This window comes from bacterium (assembly GCA_030019025.1).
In the GTDB taxonomy this organism is placed as follows: domain Bacteria; phylum Hydrothermota; class Hydrothermia; order UBA1063; family UBA1063; genus UBA1063.
The window spans coordinates 1-17,680 of the sequence record JASEFR010000026.1 but is presented as its reverse complement, the minus strand read 5'-3'; the positions used below and the strand labels follow the sequence as shown (position 1 = coordinate 17,680).

At 39.5% G+C, this 17,680-nt stretch carries 15 protein-coding genes and 1 tRNA gene; 9 read left to right on the top strand and 7 right to left on the bottom strand.

The genetic code is table 11. From position 1 onward, the window contains the following. Window positions 1-31 precede the first annotated feature (31 nt). The 3 genes from QMD82_07080 to uvrA are packed head-to-tail and all read right to left on the bottom strand — an operon-like array spanning window position 32 to window position 6,679. The gene (locus tag QMD82_07080; protein MDI6851678.1) at window positions 32-2,602 is read right to left on the bottom strand and encodes a M6 family metalloprotease domain-containing protein; all 2,571 of its coding nucleotides are present in this window, start codon (window positions 2,600-2,602) and stop codon (window positions 32-34) included. Window positions 2,603-2,660: 58 nt separating this feature from the next. Next, complete coding sequence (locus QMD82_07075; protein ID MDI6851677.1) at window positions 2,661-3,827, bottom strand: HD-GYP domain-containing protein; 1,167 nt, start codon at window positions 3,825-3,827, stop codon at window positions 2,661-2,663. Window positions 3,828-3,859: 32 nt separating this feature from the next. Then, window positions 3,860-6,679: an excinuclease ABC subunit UvrA gene (gene uvrA / locus QMD82_07070; GenBank protein ID MDI6851676.1), complete on the bottom strand. Its 2,820-nt coding sequence runs from the start codon at window positions 6,677-6,679 to the stop codon at window positions 3,860-3,862. Between the two features lie 142 nt (window positions 6,680-6,821). On the opposite strand from uvrA, the gene QMD82_07065 reads away from it, so the two are divergent. Continuing rightward, window positions 6,822-6,992 (top strand): hypothetical protein, encoded by a 171-nt coding sequence (locus QMD82_07065; protein MDI6851675.1) that lies wholly within the window; start codon window positions 6,822-6,824, stop codon window positions 6,990-6,992. 95 nt (window positions 6,993-7,087) lie between these two features. On the opposite strand, the gene QMD82_07060 is transcribed toward QMD82_07065, so the two are convergent. Both QMD82_07060 and QMD82_07055 read right to left on the bottom strand, forming a co-directional pair. Continuing rightward, window positions 7,088-7,160, bottom strand: a tRNA-Phe gene (locus tag QMD82_07060). Between the two features lie 52 nt (window positions 7,161-7,212). After that, on the bottom strand, window positions 7,213-7,824 hold the full coding sequence (locus QMD82_07055; protein ID MDI6851674.1) for a hypothetical protein: 612 nt from the start codon (window positions 7,822-7,824) through the stop codon (window positions 7,213-7,215). 115 nt (window positions 7,825-7,939) lie between these two features. On the opposite strand from QMD82_07055, the gene QMD82_07050 reads away from it, so the two are divergent. The 8 genes from QMD82_07050 to QMD82_07015 all read left to right on the top strand — a co-directional run bounded on the left by QMD82_07050 (window position 7,940) and on the right by QMD82_07015 (window position 15,460). Further along, entirely contained in the window at window positions 7,940-8,713 is a 774-nt protein-coding gene (locus tag QMD82_07050; GenBank protein MDI6851673.1) for an ATP-binding protein, read from the top strand. A 41-nt stretch (window positions 8,714-8,754) separates the two neighbouring features. Next, entirely contained in the window at window positions 8,755-9,552 is a 798-nt protein-coding gene (locus QMD82_07045) for a peptidoglycan DD-metalloendopeptidase family protein (protein MDI6851672.1), read from the top strand. 5 nt (window positions 9,553-9,557) lie between these two features. Next, on the top strand, window positions 9,558-11,015 hold the full coding sequence (locus QMD82_07040) for an amidohydrolase family protein (protein MDI6851671.1): 1,458 nt from the start codon (window positions 9,558-9,560) through the stop codon (window positions 11,013-11,015). Then, the gene (locus QMD82_07035; GenBank protein ID MDI6851670.1) at window positions 11,008-12,039 is read left to right on the top strand and encodes a site-2 protease family protein; all 1,032 of its coding nucleotides are present in this window, start codon (window positions 11,008-11,010) and stop codon (window positions 12,037-12,039) included. Before QMD82_07040 ends, QMD82_07035 begins: the two co-directional genes overlap by 8 nt. Before the next feature lie 29 nt (window positions 12,040-12,068). Beyond that, entirely contained in the window at window positions 12,069-12,557 is a 489-nt protein-coding gene (locus tag QMD82_07030) for a flavoprotein (GenBank protein ID MDI6851669.1), read from the top strand. Next, on the top strand, window positions 12,554-13,837 hold the full coding sequence (gene der, locus QMD82_07025; protein MDI6851668.1) for a ribosome biogenesis GTPase Der: 1,284 nt from the start codon (window positions 12,554-12,556) through the stop codon (window positions 13,835-13,837). The genes QMD82_07030 and der overlap by 4 nt, the downstream gene beginning before the upstream one ends. A gap of 96 nt (window positions 13,838-13,933) precedes the next feature. Further along, window positions 13,934-15,088 carry a PilT/PilU family type 4a pilus ATPase gene (locus QMD82_07020; protein MDI6851667.1) on the top strand — a complete coding sequence of 385 codons (1,155 nt, stop codon included), beginning with the start codon at window positions 13,934-13,936 and terminating at the stop codon, window positions 15,086-15,088. Between the two features lie 3 nt (window positions 15,089-15,091). Next, window positions 15,092-15,460, top strand: coding sequence for a hypothetical protein (locus QMD82_07015; protein MDI6851666.1), 369 nt, complete (start codon window positions 15,092-15,094; stop codon window positions 15,458-15,460). A gap of 104 nt (window positions 15,461-15,564) precedes the next feature. On the opposite strand, the gene QMD82_07010 is transcribed toward QMD82_07015, so the two are convergent. Together QMD82_07010 and QMD82_07005 are read right to left on the bottom strand one after the other, a co-directional pair. Beyond that, window positions 15,565-16,185, bottom strand: a complete 621-nt coding sequence (locus QMD82_07010) for a GTPase domain-containing protein (GenBank protein ID MDI6851665.1) — start codon at window positions 16,183-16,185, stop codon at window positions 15,565-15,567. A 41-nt stretch (window positions 16,186-16,226) separates the two neighbouring features. Next, window positions 16,227-17,657 carry a response regulator gene (locus QMD82_07005; GenBank protein ID MDI6851664.1) on the bottom strand — a complete coding sequence of 477 codons (1,431 nt, stop codon included), beginning with the start codon at window positions 17,655-17,657 and terminating at the stop codon, window positions 16,227-16,229. Between the last annotated feature and the right edge of the window lie 23 nt (window positions 17,658-17,680).

Sequence of the window (17,680 nt, the reverse complement as noted above, 5' to 3'; positions counted from 1 at the left end):
GAATTTAAGCAGATTCAAAAAGCTTGGGCCTTTACTTTATTAAAACCCCCTTGTAAGTTCCCACAAATTTGCCGTTTACGTCCACTTCAGCAAAGTAGACACCCTTAGGCAGACTTCTCAAATCTATCCTTTCATTTTCAGAATTTGAAACTTTAATGGTTTTCTGAAGAACCTTCCTACCAACAGCATCGTAAAGGGAAATCTTCAGGGTTGAATTAGAAAGACCAGACGCGCTCAAAACGAGATAAGGTCCTTTCCAATCCAGTCTCAATGTATAATGATCAGGTTTTTCAGCTACACTAACGGGAGACGTGGAGAGAGTTGCAAAATAGCCAATCTCTCTTACCGTTGAAGCATATGGTGTATTCTGAGGCCACCACCCGACAATCCTCGCACCATCGGTAACTTTTACAAATATCTTTGGGACAAAGGTTGTATAGTCACCCGAAATATTAAGGTGATAAGCAAGACCGGTGCCGGTAAGATCAATAGGAATGGCTACTTCTGCGTATTTGGTATTCCCCTGCAAACCATAGGCATGAGGAAGATTCAGAGTTTGAATTGAGCCGGTTCCCGATGACGTATATGGTCTGAAATAACTCAACCTCGTTGAACCGTCTCTAAATGAGATTTCACCCTCATTGCTATTACTTTCAGGGAAAGAGCCGTCACCATTATCGTCAATTACGAATGTTATAAAGTCATTATTTCCGACGGTACTATCCCCAACGACTTTGAAGGCAACAAAAAGGGTATCGTGAAAAATATGGGCTTTCACATATGTACTTCTTATTGTCCTATAAAGTTCACCGCCAATTGCAAGGAAATTGCTTACGTCTATCCAAGCCGCACCGTAATACTCCAGATCACTCACATTTCCGTCAACGAGATGTTCCGTATAATAGTTATCGCCTTCGGAACGCGCAACGGTATAATCTCTAACCACACTCTTTGAATAATAAAATCCGCTAAGAGAATCGTCTCTTGAAACATCATCGCCGACGTCCAAGGACAAGTGATAAGAATATTCACAATCATCAATAGTTGGAGAAAAATAAACACTTATGGTATCTGCCAGTCCAGTATCAACGGAAACACTGGTGACCGTCGTGTCGTAGACAAGGGTTCCTGACTCATCATATACCTTAAAGTTCAAGTCCCTGTTTGCAAGAACAAAGCCGTTATTAAATAACTTCAACTTAAATTCTGAGGTAGCATTAAGGGTATCAGCCCTTGGTATGGAAACGGATGACATTTTCACATTATTATAGGAGGAGACCATAAGATCGGCATACATGGTATCACCGGGGTTTGATATATTGAGAACGCCGACATAAGTTGTAATCATTGGATTTCCATAATCCTTGGAATCGGGAATAGAATAGTTGTGAAAGTCTCTGTTATTTGATGTGCCCGGCCATGGATCACCGGCATCGCCTCTATTTGTGCTGTGCTCTAAATCCCACCTACCATCAGCTTGCTCAAGGGCAACTTTATAATGATATAGATAATTCTGACCGGGATACCACTCATTGTTATTATTAGGCCTAGCATCATCTATATGATAAATCAAAAGGCCTTCACCTGGCAGGGCTCTATCAAACTTCTTCAGCCTGCGATTTTCAACTAAGAAATACCTGTTTCCTGTATTTCCATCGGTCCAAAGCCTAAAGACAATACCCGTATCTTCAACTGCAGGTATAGCCTGATAAATTCCATTGCTCTTTACCGTATCCACCGTTACAAATCCAAGTCTTATTTTACACCAAGCATCCAAGTGAGCAGGGACTGCTCCACCACCATTCCATGAACCACCTGCCATTAGAGACCAATTTCCAAGCCCCTCTGAAGAGTAATCGGTATCATAAAGGTCAGGAAGGCCAAGAGGTCTGTGTCCCAGCTCATGGGCAATTACTCCACAACCTGCATTCTCAGGCACCGTGGTGTACCAGTAGGCTTGTTTTCCATCTACAATAAGTGTCTGAGGAATAACCCAGGCATGGGACCATATATCGTTGGGGTCACCAGTCGATTCTGCACCGGGGCCTGCGTGAACAATGACAAGGGCATCCACATAACCGTCGTTGTCCATATCACGCTGGGAAAAGTCTATGAAAGAATCTGCGGCTACTACTGCATCATAAGCCATCTTCTGCGCGTTCTGAGGCCAATCGCCCATTCCATAATTGTTGTTGGTATAATAAGTATACGGATTAGGTAAACGCACCCATACAGGAGTCACCAAAAATTCAAATTCGAGATTACCGTAGGAGTTCTCAAGGTAGAAATCTTTAACACTCCCTGTTGTGAATGGCCCGTTTGTAAGGGAATCATAATGCCCTGCAGGAGTAGTTCCTATGTTATCCGAGAAGTCACACATTATAACAACCGCCCTTTTAATGACCTTCGTTTTCGTTTCACGGGCAATTTGCATCTCTTTTCCGATCTTATCCATTAGTTCCTCGGAAGGAGCATTCATTCCTCGCTTTCTTGCATCGTCCATTATGGAAACCAGGCCTTGCAGGTTTCCACTCTTTCTCAAATTTTCCAGTACCTCCGGGCTTGGAGGCATCATAAACATCATTGCAATTAATAAATTCATTTGACCCCCTTGCTCTCTTTTATTTTATACCTTGGTTTATGGAATACAAACTTTACCGTCAACTCTTAAACCTGAAACCTGAGCTGAAAACTTCAACACAGTTATCTACAACTTCGGGATCAAACAAGATCCCTTTATTTTCTTGGAGATATCCCAACACATCGTCTAATTTATAAGCATCTCTCCACGACCTAAAATGGGTCATTGATTCTACTACCTCAGCAACGGAGAGAATCCTGGCTTCTAAAAGTATTTCACCATTTTTTAATCCCCTCGGATAACCACTGCCATCCCACCGTTCATGATGTTGGTAGACAATTTCCGAAATAAGGTAGGGAAATGACAAATCTTTCAAAAACTCATATCCTATCTCAGGATGAAGCTTTATGAGAGCAAACTCCACGTCCGTTAAAGGTCCCGGTTTGTGGACAATTTCCGTTGGCAAGGAGATTTTCCCAATATCGTGAATCATTCCGGCGTAAGCAAGATATTCAACCCTCTCCTCTTCAAGTCCCATTCTTTTTCCGATTTCCGCAACAAGCTCTCCAACATTATCACCGTGAATCTTCCCATAGGGATCTTTAAGCTCTATAATCTTCTCAATGAGGGTAATGGAACTTTTAAAACTCTCCTTTAGTTTTATGTTAGCCTCTTCCAGCCTTTGAATCAACATTCTTTGCCTAAAAGCAGTGGAAATGTTCTGACTTATCTCCCTAAGATAATCGTAATCATCGCTTCCTATCTCATCGCTTTTAGAAAGCACTCCTATAATTCCTTTGAACTCTTCCTCTACTTCAATAGGAACTGCTATAAGAGTAAGAAATTCTGTACCATCTCCAAGTTTTTTATCCAATACTCCATCTTTAAACGGATCTTCATCGGGTACGAGGCTTTCGGCTATAATTTTTTCTACTAACGTTCTTTTCCCATCATCTACAACGAAAGTATTGAAGCCTTTTTCTGGATTGAAAACTGTAATAAATGGCAAACTAAAACCTCTTATTCTTGAAAGGAGGCTTACCAGAGTCTCAAAGAGCTCAAGGGGATCAGTTACTAAATAAAGGGCTTCGGAGATTGTCTTTGCTAATGCAAGCTTAGTTGTCTGGAGTTCCACCAGACTCGAAAGTTCTTTATCTCTTTCCCTCAGTTCCTTTAAGGCTTCCTCTAAAATTTTTAAGGATTCTTCAAACTTTTTAACAACAAAGTCAATCTTTGAAGCGCTCATTAAATATATTATATGAAAATCTCATGGCAAAGTCAAGCCTTAGAATTCTCAAGCTCTTTCTTTAAGTACAAGCCAGTGTAGGAATTTGGATTCTTAGCAACCTCCTCGGGAGGGCCTTCTGCTACAATCCATCCGCCTTTATCACCGGCTTCCGGTCCAAGATCAATTATCCAATCAGCAGACTTAATAACATCAAGGTTGTGTTCAATAACTAAAACGGTATTGCCCATATCTACAAGGCGTTGGAGAACCAGTATAAGTTTCTTCACGTCATCAAAGTGAAGTCCCGTTGTGGGTTCATCAAGAATGTAAAGAGTCTTACCTGTTGCTACCTTTGAAAGTTCTTTTGCCAATTTTATTCTCTGCGCTTCTCCACCAGAGAGAGTGGTGGCAGGTTGACCCAGTTTAATATAGCCTAATCCCACGTCTTTCAATAGTTTCAACTTTCGCTCAATTGAAGGGATATCCTGGAAAAGTACATAAGCTTCATCTACTGACATATCAAGAACATCAGCAATACTTTTATCTTTATATTTTACCTCCAGTGTCTCTTTATTGTAGCGCTTACCCTTACACACTTCACAAGGGACATAAACGTCTGGTAAAAATTGCATCTCCACCTTTATAAACCCCTCGCCAGCACAAGCTTCACAACGGCCACCTTTAACGTTGAATGAAAACCTTCCAGGGGTATATCCTCTCTTACGAGATTCTTTAAGAGAGGCAAAAAATTCTCTGATCGGTGTAAAAGCAGAAGTATAGGTTGCGGGATTGGATCTCGGAGTCCTGCCTATAGGACTCTGATCAATATTGATAACTTTGTCAATTTTCTCAAGCCCCTCAATCTTGTCAAAGGCACCGGGGGTTTCTCTTGACCCGTAAAAATGTCTCATCAAAGCTATGTAAAGTGTATCCTGAATCAAAGAAGATTTGCCAGACCCCGAAACGCCCGTAATGCACACAAAAAGCCCAAGGGGTATCTTCAGGTCTATACCTTTTAAATTGTTGTGCCGTGCTCCTCTCAAAATTAAAAAATCACCCTTGGGTTTTCTCCTCTTCTTAGGAACAGGAATACTCTTAATTCCCGCAAGGTATTGGCCAGTTAAGGATTTTTTTGATTTTAAAATCCCTTCATAAGTCCCGCTGAAGACAACCTTTCCTCCTTTATCACCTGCACCAGGCCCCAGGTCTATAATCCAATCTGCCTCTTTAATTGTTTCCTTATCGTGTTCTACAACAATAACTGTATTTCCAAGGTCCCTCAGTTTCTTTACCGTCCCTATGAGCCTATCAATATCCCTCGGATGAAGGCCAATGGAAGGTTCGTCGAGGACATAGAGGACGCCTGTAAGCCCTGAACCAATCTGAGTGGCGAGTCTAACTCTTTGTTCTTCTCCAGAAGAAAGGGTATCTGTGGATCTATCAAGGGTCAAATAATCAAGCCCCACATCCACCAAGAAAGACAATCGGGAAATAATCTCTTTCACTATTTGCCTGCCTATTATTTCTTCTTTCCCAGTAAGCTTTAGATTTTTAAACCACTCAAGGGCAGAAGATATGCTCATTCTGGTTATGTCCCATATCGATTTATCGCGAATTCTAACGTAAAGTGATTCCTTTCTCAGTCTCGCCCCACCGCACATTGGGCATGTCTTTTTCACCATGTATCTTTCGATCTCTTCCTTAACCCAGTCAGATTCCGTTTCGTGATATCTGCGCCACAGATAAGGGATAACACCTTCAAAATAATAGTAGTCCTGTTCCATTCTATCCTGCCTGTAATAGTCTTTTGCAGGATCCTCGGTTCCATATAATATCAAATTTTTAAAACTTCTTGGTAACTCAGACCAAGGAGTATCAAGGTCTACATGTTTTTCTTTTGCAAGTCTTAAAAGTTTCTCTTCCAGAAAGGGATTGGGCTCGCCCCATGGTTTTATCGCACCTTCAAGGATTGAAAGTTCTTCCGAATTTATAAGCTTTGAAGGATCAATTTCTAATTTTACACCCAATCCGGAACATTCAGGGCATGCTCCGTAAGGTGAATTAAAGGAAAAGATTCTCGGCTCCAAGCCCTCCAGCGAATAATCGCAAACGGGGCACATCAATTTTTCTGAATATACAACTTCTTTCCCCGTCTCCTCAAATTTAAGTTTAACAAGGCCGTTAGATTCCCGGAGGGCAGTTTCCACGGATTCAGAAATTCTACTTCTGTTTTCCTTATCCACGCCAACTCTGTCCACAAAGATGTCTATCACGTGGTTTTTATACTTCTCAAGTGCTGGCGGCTCTTCAAGTTCAATAAGCTCCCCATCCACATAAGCCCTTAAAAATCCCTTTTTGAGGTACTTTTCGAAAAGATCTTTGTATTCCCCTTTTCTTCCTCTAACCACCGGTGCAAGAATCTGAACATACTGTCCCTGTGGAAGATTTAAAATCTCTTCTACAATTTCATCAAGGGTCTTCTTAACCAAAGGTAAGTTATGATGGATACAATGAGCTATCCCGATACGGGAAAAAAGCAATCTTAGATAGTCATAAATTTCCGTAACTGTACCCACTGTTGATCTTGGATTCCAACCACCCTTCCTCTGCTCTATGGATATTGCCGGGGAAAGCCCCTCAATAAAATCAACATCCGGCTTTTCCATTAAACCAAGGAATTGCCTTGCGTAAGACGAAAGAGATTCCACATATCTTCTCTGTCCCTCTGCATAAATCGTATCAAAGGCAAGGGAGGACTTACCAGATCCAGATACGCCTGTTATAACCACCAGCTTATATTTGGGAATCTCCACATCAACATTCTTAAGATTATGAACTCTTGCACCTTTAATTACAATTTTGTCGCTCATCTCAATAGCTATTTTAAAGATAAATTAACGAAATTTCAACGCAAATGGAAAACTTTTTGCCTTAAAGCCTTCAATCCCTCTATTTCCTTGACATTTCATGAGAATTCTACCATAATTTAACTAACTAACAAAAGGAGGGAAAATGGAAGAAATGAGGGAGAAAAAAAGCAAACCAACCGTATGGTATATATTGGTGCCAATCCTTGCAATAATTGTAGCCTTCATTATCTATACCCTTATTCAGTACTTCCAGTGGACAGCCGAATCACCCAAGGATATAGAGTGGTCTGAGAAGGATATTAATATAGGCTAAATTTTTGAATTTTTCATTTTCCCTGTGTTTTCTAAATTGGTTTTATTCTGTTTTTTGATTTTCATTTGAATCACCTAAGAATTCCAAAATAAAAATGCCGGGGCCCAGAATCGAACTGGGGACACCAGGATTTTCAGTCCTGTGCTCTACCTACTGAGCTACCCCGGCTTGATTAGAAGTGATTTTATTTTATTACAAAACCATTGTATAGTCAAGAAATTTAGAAGTGATAGAAAAATCCTATTCCCATCGATACACCAGCGTTATTGTATTCATAGAAATACTCTCGAGGTTTAGGTCTTTCTCCTCTAACTCTTTTATAGTATATATTGATCAATTCAAGCTGTATCGAAAAATCTTCCTCAATCCTTTCGACATCATCCCTTATTTTAGACTGCCCTTCGAAAAGATTTTTCAAAAAAGTAAAAGGATATACATCAAGGCCAATGGCGCCTATACCACCGATGGCAGAATAGCTATAAGATTTCCACAGAGAAGTGGTGTCGTTGAATAACCATAACTTCTCAGCATTAATCCCAAGTCCAAGGGCAACGTAAGGCTTTACTCCCCTTTTAAAGCCCAATTCATATTCTAACCTCAATTCACCCTTTGCCCAGTAAAAATCGCCTACAGTATCCCTATTGGAATAACCTGAATTGGTATCAGCAACCCATTCAGAATAGGTCTTCTCTCCCTGTCGCCCAGCGAGGATTAAAGCAACACCGAACTTTCCGGGAAAATTAAATTTAACAGAAGCCCCTTGTGCCAAGGGATCCGCAAATACACCAATAGAAAGCTGCGAAAAGAGTAAAAATGCATTTATAAAAATCATGTTCACCTCCAGTAAAAGAGTATAATGCAAGCTCTAAAATAAACAAAAAATGTAATTGTCAAGAAAAAAACCATCTTCATTAGATTTACATCTCCCATGGCGCATAATAATTGCAATGAAATCGGTGTTTCATAGCCTTCAGGGCAAACTTTTAAAACATATCCGAGTTCTGGACGAAAACCTAAATCTCTTTACGAGAGACGAAGTTCTGATCCTTGGGATTTCAGGCGGATACGACAGTATCGTACTAACGGATGTAATGACAAGATACAACACTCTAAGAGATTTGAACTTAAAGATATACCCTGTGTTTGTCAACAACCGGTTTAAACCTATGCAGAATGAGGATAAATTAAAACAACTTCTAAAGGAAATGAACCTTGAAATCACGGTCATTGAAGACAATGAAACAGAAGCAATTATTAAACTAAAGCTAAAACCTTTCAACCCATGCTTTATTTGTAGCAGGATGCGTAAAAAGAAGCTATTAGAATTCGCAGCATCCTTAAACTCCAAGAAGGTGCTCCTCGCTCACACCTTAGATGACGCAATAGAGACTCTCTTCTTGAATATTCTCTACTCAAGAGGCATAAGTACCATCATGCCAGTTCAGCCCCTGTTTGAGGGTAATTATTTTATTATAAGACCCTTCATTTTTGTAGACAGGTCCCTTATTCGAAAATACTCTGCTCTTCTTGGAATCGAGCAAAAATATGAATCGGAGTGCCCTTACGAAAGACTATCCCGAAGGAATTTTGTCAGAAAATTTCTTCACGAACTTTACATTAATGATCCCGTTATAAAGAATAACATAAAACATGCCCTATTCCATTGTAATGAGAAATTCCTTTGGCACGAGTATAGAGATATAAAAGAGCTCTTACCCTGACATCTTTTGAACAACCAAGCTTTCTAAATTAAAATATAAAAATGAAAAGGATATACAATGTCATTATAACATCAAACACAGGAGACTTTTATAAATCCTTCTCCATCACCTACAAAAAATGGAAAATAATTAGGTTCTTGCTTATTTTATTCTCAGCGCTGATAATCGTCTCAGCGTTTTTTTATGGAAGACTTTACCTTCTTGCCCTTAAGGCAAGGGCACTGGAAGTTGAAAACCAAAAACTACGCGAGGAAAACCAGAAAGTAAAAGAACTGGAAAAACAACTCTATGCCCTTGAAGAGTTGAGGGTGAAAATTTACAAAATGCTTGGTGTTGACAAAACTCCCACCATGGAGACACTCTACACTGCTTTATCAACAAAAGAAGGACCAACGGCTGATACTATAGACAAAAATGATAAACTTAAATCTATTTCAAAGGAATTTAAAGAATACGCAAAAATTTTGTATGATGAAGAGAGGTTTATCCCAAGAGGACTCCCGGCAGAAGGCTTCATAACTCAAAAATTTAGTTCCACACATGAAGGTATAGACATTGCAGCACCTATAGGAACGCCGGTAAAATCCCCTGCCGACGGCGTTGTAAAGGATATTTATGAAGACCAGCACTTAGGGATTGTTCTTCTTTTAGGCCACGGATCTAAATATGAAACCCTTTATGGCCATCTCAAAGAAGTATTTGTGAAAAAGGGCCAAGTAGTTAAAAAGGGCGATGTTATTGCGCTTACTGGAAACAGTGGGATTAGTACAGGGCCTCATCTACATTATGAAGTACGATATCTTGGGATAAAAATGAACCCCGAAAATTACCTCTATTAAGAGCCATGAAACTGCTAAAATCTTCAAAAATATTTGATGGAGAGAGTTTCATAGAAGGATACTCTATACTCGTAAATAATGGGATCATTGAAGACCTGGTTTCAAAAGAGGATGAACCATACATATCCCAAATAGCTGAAGTAATAGATTTTGGGGACGCGACAGTTGTTCCCGGTTTCATCGACACCCATACCCATATGCTAAACTATGGGATTAACCAAGAAACCAGCATCGAAAAATTCGAGACCTTTGAAGATATAGCAGAATTCATAAAGGGATTCATTTCTCAAAATAACCTTCCCTATTATATTTTTACAGATTTTGACGAATCGAGGTGGAAAGATGTAAAAACCCCGACCAGATCGGATCTTGATAAAATATCAGAAAAACCCATATTCTTGCGAAGAATATGCGGACACATGGGCGTTGGCAATACATCTTTTATAAGGCTTCTAAGCGAAAGGGTGGACCTCAATGCGGTTAAATATGACGCTGAAACGGGGATCTTTCTCGAAGAAATACCCCTAAAAATCCACTCTATATTCCCTTACAGCGAAGACTTTCAGGAACAAGCGCTACTTAAAGCGCAAGATGTCTTCTTAAAGAATGGAATAACTACAATCCATGAAATAGGTACGTATCGAGAGCTTAGGCTTTTACAAAAGCTACGTAGAAATGGTAAATTAAAAATAAGAGTGCGGTTTTACATATCGGATACAACACCATATAACTTTGAGTTTACAGGAATAGAATCCGGATTGGGTGACCAACTTCTCAAATTCCAGGGGCTAAAATACTTTGCAGATGGCTCAGTAGGCGGTGAATCGGCTTTATTTTCATTTCCCTACGGTAAGAGAAAAAGCCAAGGACTCTGGCTCCTCAAAGATAACATAGAAGAAGAATTTAAAAAAGCACTGGAATTGAACCTTCAGATTGCAATTCACGCCATTGGAAATCTGGCAATAAAAAGAACCCTGAGTATCATTGAAGAGATAGGTTGTGGTGAGAGTTTCAGAATAGAACATTTTGAATTTCCCGAAGATGAAGATATAGAAAAAGCAAAGAATTTAAAGGTAAAAATCTCAGTTCAACCCAATTTTATCTATAATTGGGGCCGGGAAAAAGGAATGTACGAGTCTAAACTTGGAAAGTTCTTCTTGAAAAACAATCCACTGAAAAAATTCATTAAAGCGGATTTGGAATTTGCCTTCGGTTCTGATGCAATGCCCCCATCACCGATCACGGGAATAAAGGGTGCGACCCTTCACCCTCTGTGTGATGAACGCTTAACTACAGAAGAAGCGTTAAAGTATTATACAAAAAAGGGTGCTGCTTTGACACAGGAAGAGAGCCAATTAGGAGAAATTAAGAGAGGATGTCTTGCTGATTTTGTCATCGTTGACAATAACTTAGAAGAAATAAAAGCAACGATTGGAAACGGAGAGATTCTAAGCCGTGGATGAAATAATTAAGGAAATAGAAAAAGTTGGCAGTGTGGTTGAATCTTTAGGAAACAAAGTAAGAGTGATATTTTATGAAAACCCAGACAAGTCGATCAAAGAATTGAGAAATAGGCTATCTCAAGTGGGAATCATTTTTAAGGTAAATAAAGAGAATGATTATTTCGTTTTAACCTTCGCCGAAATGAGAATAGAAAAAAATAACATTATCATCCCGATTTTCCTTTTAATTTTAACAATTTTCACAACTCTTATTGCTGGAGCTCTTCAGCAGGGATATGTTCCCTGGCAAAATTGGTCTCACCTGTGGAAGGGAATTCCCTTCTCTTTTGCGGTAATCCTGATTTTGGGAGGGCATGAACTTTTGCATTTCATAGCAGCTAGAAGAAATGGTGTTAAAACCACTTTTCCCCATTTTATCCCTTTCCCCAATCCCCTCATAGGAACAATGGGGGCTTTTATAAGAGTTAAATCACCAGTTACAGATAGAAAAGCACTTGTTGAAATGGGGGCTTCAGGCCCCATTGCCAGTTTTCTCCTTTCAATCCCTTTTTCCGTCTACGGGTTATACAACAGCAAAGTTATTCACTTGCATGAGGGAAATATTTCTCTCGGGACGCCAATCATTTTCCAAATTCTATCAAAGTTGACTCTCGGTAATATTCCTGAAAATGCTATGGTACTTCTTCATCCAGCAGCCTTCGCTGGCTGGCTTGGATTCTTTGTGACCGCATTGAACCTGCTTCCCGTCGGACAGCTTGATGGAGGGCACATACTCTTTGGAATATTTGGAGAAAAAATACACTTTATCACCTCGCGTATTCTCCTTCTTGTTCTTTTGCCCCTCGGCTTTTTATGGAATGGCTGGTGGACTTGGGCTATACTCCTTCTTATTCTTGGGTCAAGGCATCCCAAACCACTTTACTGGGAGGAAAAACTTCCTTTATCAGCAAAATACCTTGGAGTTGCATCATTTCTAATATTTATCCTTTGCTTCATACCGATACCTATTAGAGTCGTGCCATGAAAATAGCTTGGTGTATAACAGGAGCGGAAATGTTTCTGAACGAAGTCATTGAGTTAATTTGCGAAATTGACAAAGAAAAGATTGAAATCTTTCTTTCAAAGTCAGCAGCAGAAATTTTGATGCGTTATAAAATCGTTGAAAAACTCGAAGGATATAAGATAAATGACGAAAATAATACCTCAATATTCACTATCACAAAACTCTTTTCAGGTAAATTTGATAAAATTGTTATTGCCCCTTGCTCCACAAATACAATTGCAAAAATTGTTCATGGAATAAGTGACACTCTGATTACAAATATTTTCAGCCAAGGCGGAAAGTTAAGACTCCCAATTTATGTTCTACCCAGCGATAGTAAGCAAATAATTGAATTCAAAACAAGAAGTGGGAGAAAACACACGCTTTTTATGAGGAGAATAGACAGAGAAAATTTGAAAAAACTGAAAAAATTTGAAGGTGTTAAAGTCTTTAACACTGTGGAGGAGCTCAAAAAATCACTAATTCAGGGTCAAATATGAAAAAATACGCACAGGTCTCCATAGTAGGAAGAGTTAATACGGGAAAATCAACCCTTTTCAACCGCCTTATAAAAAAGCCTCTTGCAATTACCGACTCAAAACCCGGACTAACAAGAGATAGAATAAAAAAACTGGTGTCTTATGCAGAAATTCCCTTTTACCTAACAGACACCGGAGGTCTCTACCCACCAGAAGAAGACTTAATCTGGGAAAAGGTCAAAGAGAAGATTGAGAGAACCGTTGAAGAATCGGATCTCATCCTATTTGTTGTCGATGCTTCTACAGGCCTACTACCCCATGACGAAGAAATTGCAGAATGGTTAAGAAAAAAGGGCAAGGATGTAATCCTTGTCGCTAACAAAGTTGACATAAAGAAAAAAGACATCTATTCCTTTTTCAGCCTTGGATTTGGTGACCCCATTGGCGTGTCTTCAGCACACGGAACTGGGCTATCGGACTTATTAGAATTGATAGAAAAAAAGCTAAGGGAAAAAGGATTTTCTGAAGAAGTTAAAGGAGAAAAAACTGAAAAAACGAGAATTGCTATACTGGGTAAACCTAATGTGGGAAAATCTTCCCTTTTCAACACGCTCTGTGGTGAAGAGATCAACATTGTTTCTGAAATTCCTGGGACTACAAGAGATGCGGTTGACGTAGAAACGGACGAATTTATTTTCGTAGATACCGCAGGAATTAGGAAAAAATATAGCGATCCTATAGAATTATTCGGAGCTGTAAGAAGCGAACGCTCACTGAGGTTTGCAGAGGTAGCAATACTTGTGATTGATGCTTCAACAGAAATAACATCAATTGACAAAAAAATTGCAAACCTCATTGTTGAGGAAAATAGAGGAATTGTCGTAGCGCTAAACAAATGCGACCTGATACCAAGAGAAAAAAGGGCAGCAGTGCTCAATTACTTTAAAAGGGAATTGGATTTTATAAGCTTTGCTCCGTTGCTTTTTACGTCTACCGTTACGGGCGAAGGAATAGGTTTACTCAAAGAAGTTGTCAAGCAAGCAAAAAAATCTTGGGAGAGAAAATTAGGCAAAAGAGAGCTTCTGCAATTTCATCATTTCCTTCAAAAAAACTTTCCTTTCTCAAAAACCATTATAAAAATTTCGCAGGAAGATATAAGACCCCCAAAATTTAAAATACTAACAGATGCAAGGTTAAAAAGCAATGAGCTGAGATACATTGAAAATAAACTGAGAGAGAACTTTGCTTTCTACGGTACCCCATTGATTCTTGAAAACGAATATCCAACAACAAAGCAGTAAAATTCTTGAAATTAAAACGGAATGGTGAACCATATAAACTTAAAAAGACTGCCATCAATTGACTCTAAGCGAAAAAACAATTAAAATTTAAGCGCTATGGGAATTGATTTGGAGAAACTCCTTTTAGATGCTAAAGATAAAGAAGCATCAGACGTACACATAAAGGTGGGGCATCCGCCCATCTTTAGAATATATGGAAAACTCTATTTTAGAGAAAATTATCCTGTTGTCACAAGAGAGGACACTGAAGAACTCATAAGAACTTATCTAACACCTGCAAAACAAAAAGAACTCGGGGAAAGATTTAGCATAGACGTTGCTTTTAGCTTTCCAAACATTGGAAGATTTAGGGTAAACATATTCAGCCAGAGGGGTACTTGGTCCTTTGCAATAAGAGCAATTCCGCCTCTCATTAAAAACATTAAAGACCTTAACCTCCCCACTGTTTTAGAAAAAATAGCACTTGAGGATAGGGGGTTAATACTCGTTACGGGCGTGGCGGGTTCAGGGAAATCCACGACCCTTGCTGCCATTTTAAACCATATCAATGTGAATAAAGCAGCACATATTATAACTATCGAGGACCCAATTGAATATCTTTTAAGGGATATTAAAAGCATTATAAGCCAAAGAGAAGTTGGACTCGATGTAAGAAGTTTTGCGGATGGACTCAGAGAAGCACTGAGACAGGATCCAAATGTCATAATGGTAGGAGAAATCAGAGATGAAGAAACGGCGTCTATCGCTTTACTTGCTGCAGAAACAGGACATTTAGTCTTATCTACGCTACACACTCTTGATGCCAGAGAGACCATCAACAGAATTGTCAGTATATTTCCCGCTCACCAACAGGAGCAGATAAGGCATCAACTCGCATCGGTTTTAAAGGCAATTGTTTCACAAAGGCTAATTCCACGAGATGACATACCCGGCAGGATTCCTGCTTGTGAAGTTATGGTAAATACCGCGCGCATAAGAGAAATGATTCTCGACCCAAAAAGAACCCACGAAATTTTTGATGCCATTGCCGATGGTTACATACCATATGGAATGCAAACCTTTGACCAATCTCTATATTACTGGTACAAGTTAGGTTACATTTCAGAAGAAACCGCCCTGGCATATGCAACGAAAAGGGAGATCTTGGAGTTAAGAATGAAAGGAATTGCCTCGGGCGGTGAAGGGGGAAGAAATTGGGAAATTTTTGAAAGAATGGCTTTAAGAAAGATACAGGAAAAAGGAGGAGTTTAAAAAATGGCAAAGATTGATGATGTAATGCAAGAATTCCTGAACAACGTAGACGAAGTACTCATGTCAATGATAGTTAATCTGGATGACGCAATTCCTATTACGGGGCACACTACTGACGAATCAATTGATGTGACTGTTCCCCTTGCCTATTTGACAGAAGTGGCTCGAAAAGCAATGTCTGCAACGGAAAGTGCTGGTCTCGGGATTTGTGAAGATGTTCTCCTCACCACAGGTGAATACTTCATCATAATAAGAATAATACCAGATTCTAATTACGTGCACATAGTTGTATTGACAAGGAAAGGGAATTGGGGTGTTACTAAAATATTGATGGGAAAATTTGCACCCAAGTTCAAGGAAGCATTACCCTAATTTCCGAAGAAATAGGTTAGAAAGCGAAAGCAAATAAATGCTAAGAGCGTATTCCATTTTATTAGTTTTATTGGCTATTGTTTTTTAGTTTAAATTATTCCTGTCTACTTTTTCTGCTGTTGAAGTAGAAAATGAAGCTGCTGTTGACGTAAAGAGGTTTTAACTACTTCGTTAATCATCATTTGTAAAGTTTGAAAAACACCTTTGCCTTCTGTGGCTATTGCTAAAACATATGGGTATTTGTAAAGGTTTACCTTCTCCTCCAGCACCGAGACTGGTAGCGCATCAGGATGATCCCTCTTGTTATATTGAACTAAAATGGGAAGTTTCTTGGTTGCGCTCCACATACCAAACTCCTGAAGGGTATCATGCATTTCTTTATAGATCGCGATGTTCTCTTCAAGTCTTTCTTTGTCAGAATCAGCTACAAAAATTATACCATCTGCACCTTTTAGGACCAGCTTCCTTGCTTGCTTATAGAATACCTGACCTGGAACAGTATAAAGACTGAATACAGTTTTATATCCCTTCAAAATCGGAAGTTCAAGGGGGAGAAGGTCAAAGAAGAGGGTTCTTTCACCTCGTGTATCAATGGACAAAAGTTGTCCTTTCTTGCCCATAAACCTCTCATAAATTTTCTTGATATTGGTGGTTTTTCCGCTTAAACCTGGACCATAATAAACAATTTTGAACTTTATCTCATGCTTCTTGAAATCTATTAACACAGCACTCTCCCAGCTGAATTATAAAGCCAGTGGTACGAAATTTATATTGCCTTAGCTAATTCCGCTATAAGCTCCTTCACCTTTATTTTCACAAGGGCTATCTTCATACTTTTTATAGGAATTACTGCAATTACGATTAAATTTCCATTTTTCGCCTCTGTGATCAGTAGATGATGTTTATCGGATGAGAGCGTAATATCCCTTATCGTCCCGACGGGAGTTTTAGAGGCTATTTGGATAATATTTCTAAAAGCAGGGGCCCAAGTTTTTATAACTTGAGTAATTCCTGTAGTAACTCGTTCTACTACATTGAGGATATTACCCTCACCGTCAACAGCAACAAGAGCCTGAATGTCAGAGATTTCTTTAACGACTGCTGAGAATTTCTCCTTAAGTTCCTGACTCAACTTTGATGAGACAGCACTAACTTCAGATGTAGCCGCTTCTACTTCACTTTCAGCGACTTTTTTCTCATTTGCAGGGACTTTTGATTCCTTTTCTGATACCTCTTCTATTTTAACTTCTACCTTTTCCTCTTCAGCAGGCGCTGCACCCACACTCAAACCCTCTAACAGGCTCTCCACCTCTTCAAGAGTTACGGTGCCTTCTTCCTTCTCTTCTACCCCCGCTTCTTCAGCAGCTTTTTCTTCAACTTCTGCCGGTAATTCTTCTATCTTAACTTCAAAACTCTCTTCGGCTTCAGGAACTTGAACTTTTTCTTCCGCTTCACCCTCTGCAACACCTTCATCTTTAAAAAGCTCAGATAAAGCCTGAAGATCAAGTCCTGATATTTCCTCTTGCCCCACCACTTCTTCATCTTTCTGAACCGCCGCGGAAAGTAAAAGTGCGTGGAATGGTTTCTGAATTTCCCGCTTAACCTTTGGGCTTCCCCATTTCACCTTGAAAGAGCTTTCAGGCTCTCTCATAATACGAGTAAACGCCTCTTCACCCCTCAGGTTCCCTATGGAAGCGTTAATTACCTCACCATCCTCGAAGAAAATTTTTCCTTCGCCTTCCGATGTGGTAACAACAATTTCACAGGACTTGCCCTCCATCGCTACGAGCTGTAGAAACTGTTGAAGTGTAAGATTCTTCAAAGTTTCCTCTTCTCCACCCTTTTCCTTTTCCAGTATAACGTTAAGAATCTGGTCAAAATCAAAAGGTTTTTCTAAATAGCTTATAGCTCCCTTTGCCATTACGTCTTGTCTTATCTCATCAGAACCATATGCAGTCATTACAATTACTTTAATATCTGGCTGAATTTTTCTTGTTTCCATTAGAAGCTCTACACCACTGAGGCCAGGCATGCGAATATCGGTAACCAAGAAGTCAAAGGACTTTTTCTTTATCTTTTCTAAGGCCTCAAGACCATTTGATGCGGTTTCCACTTCTATTTTATGTCGAGTCAGCTCTTCAGAAAGCCCCCAGAGAATGTCTTCCTCATCATCCACCAACAAAACCTTTATTGGCATAATTACACCTCCTTAACTTTTTG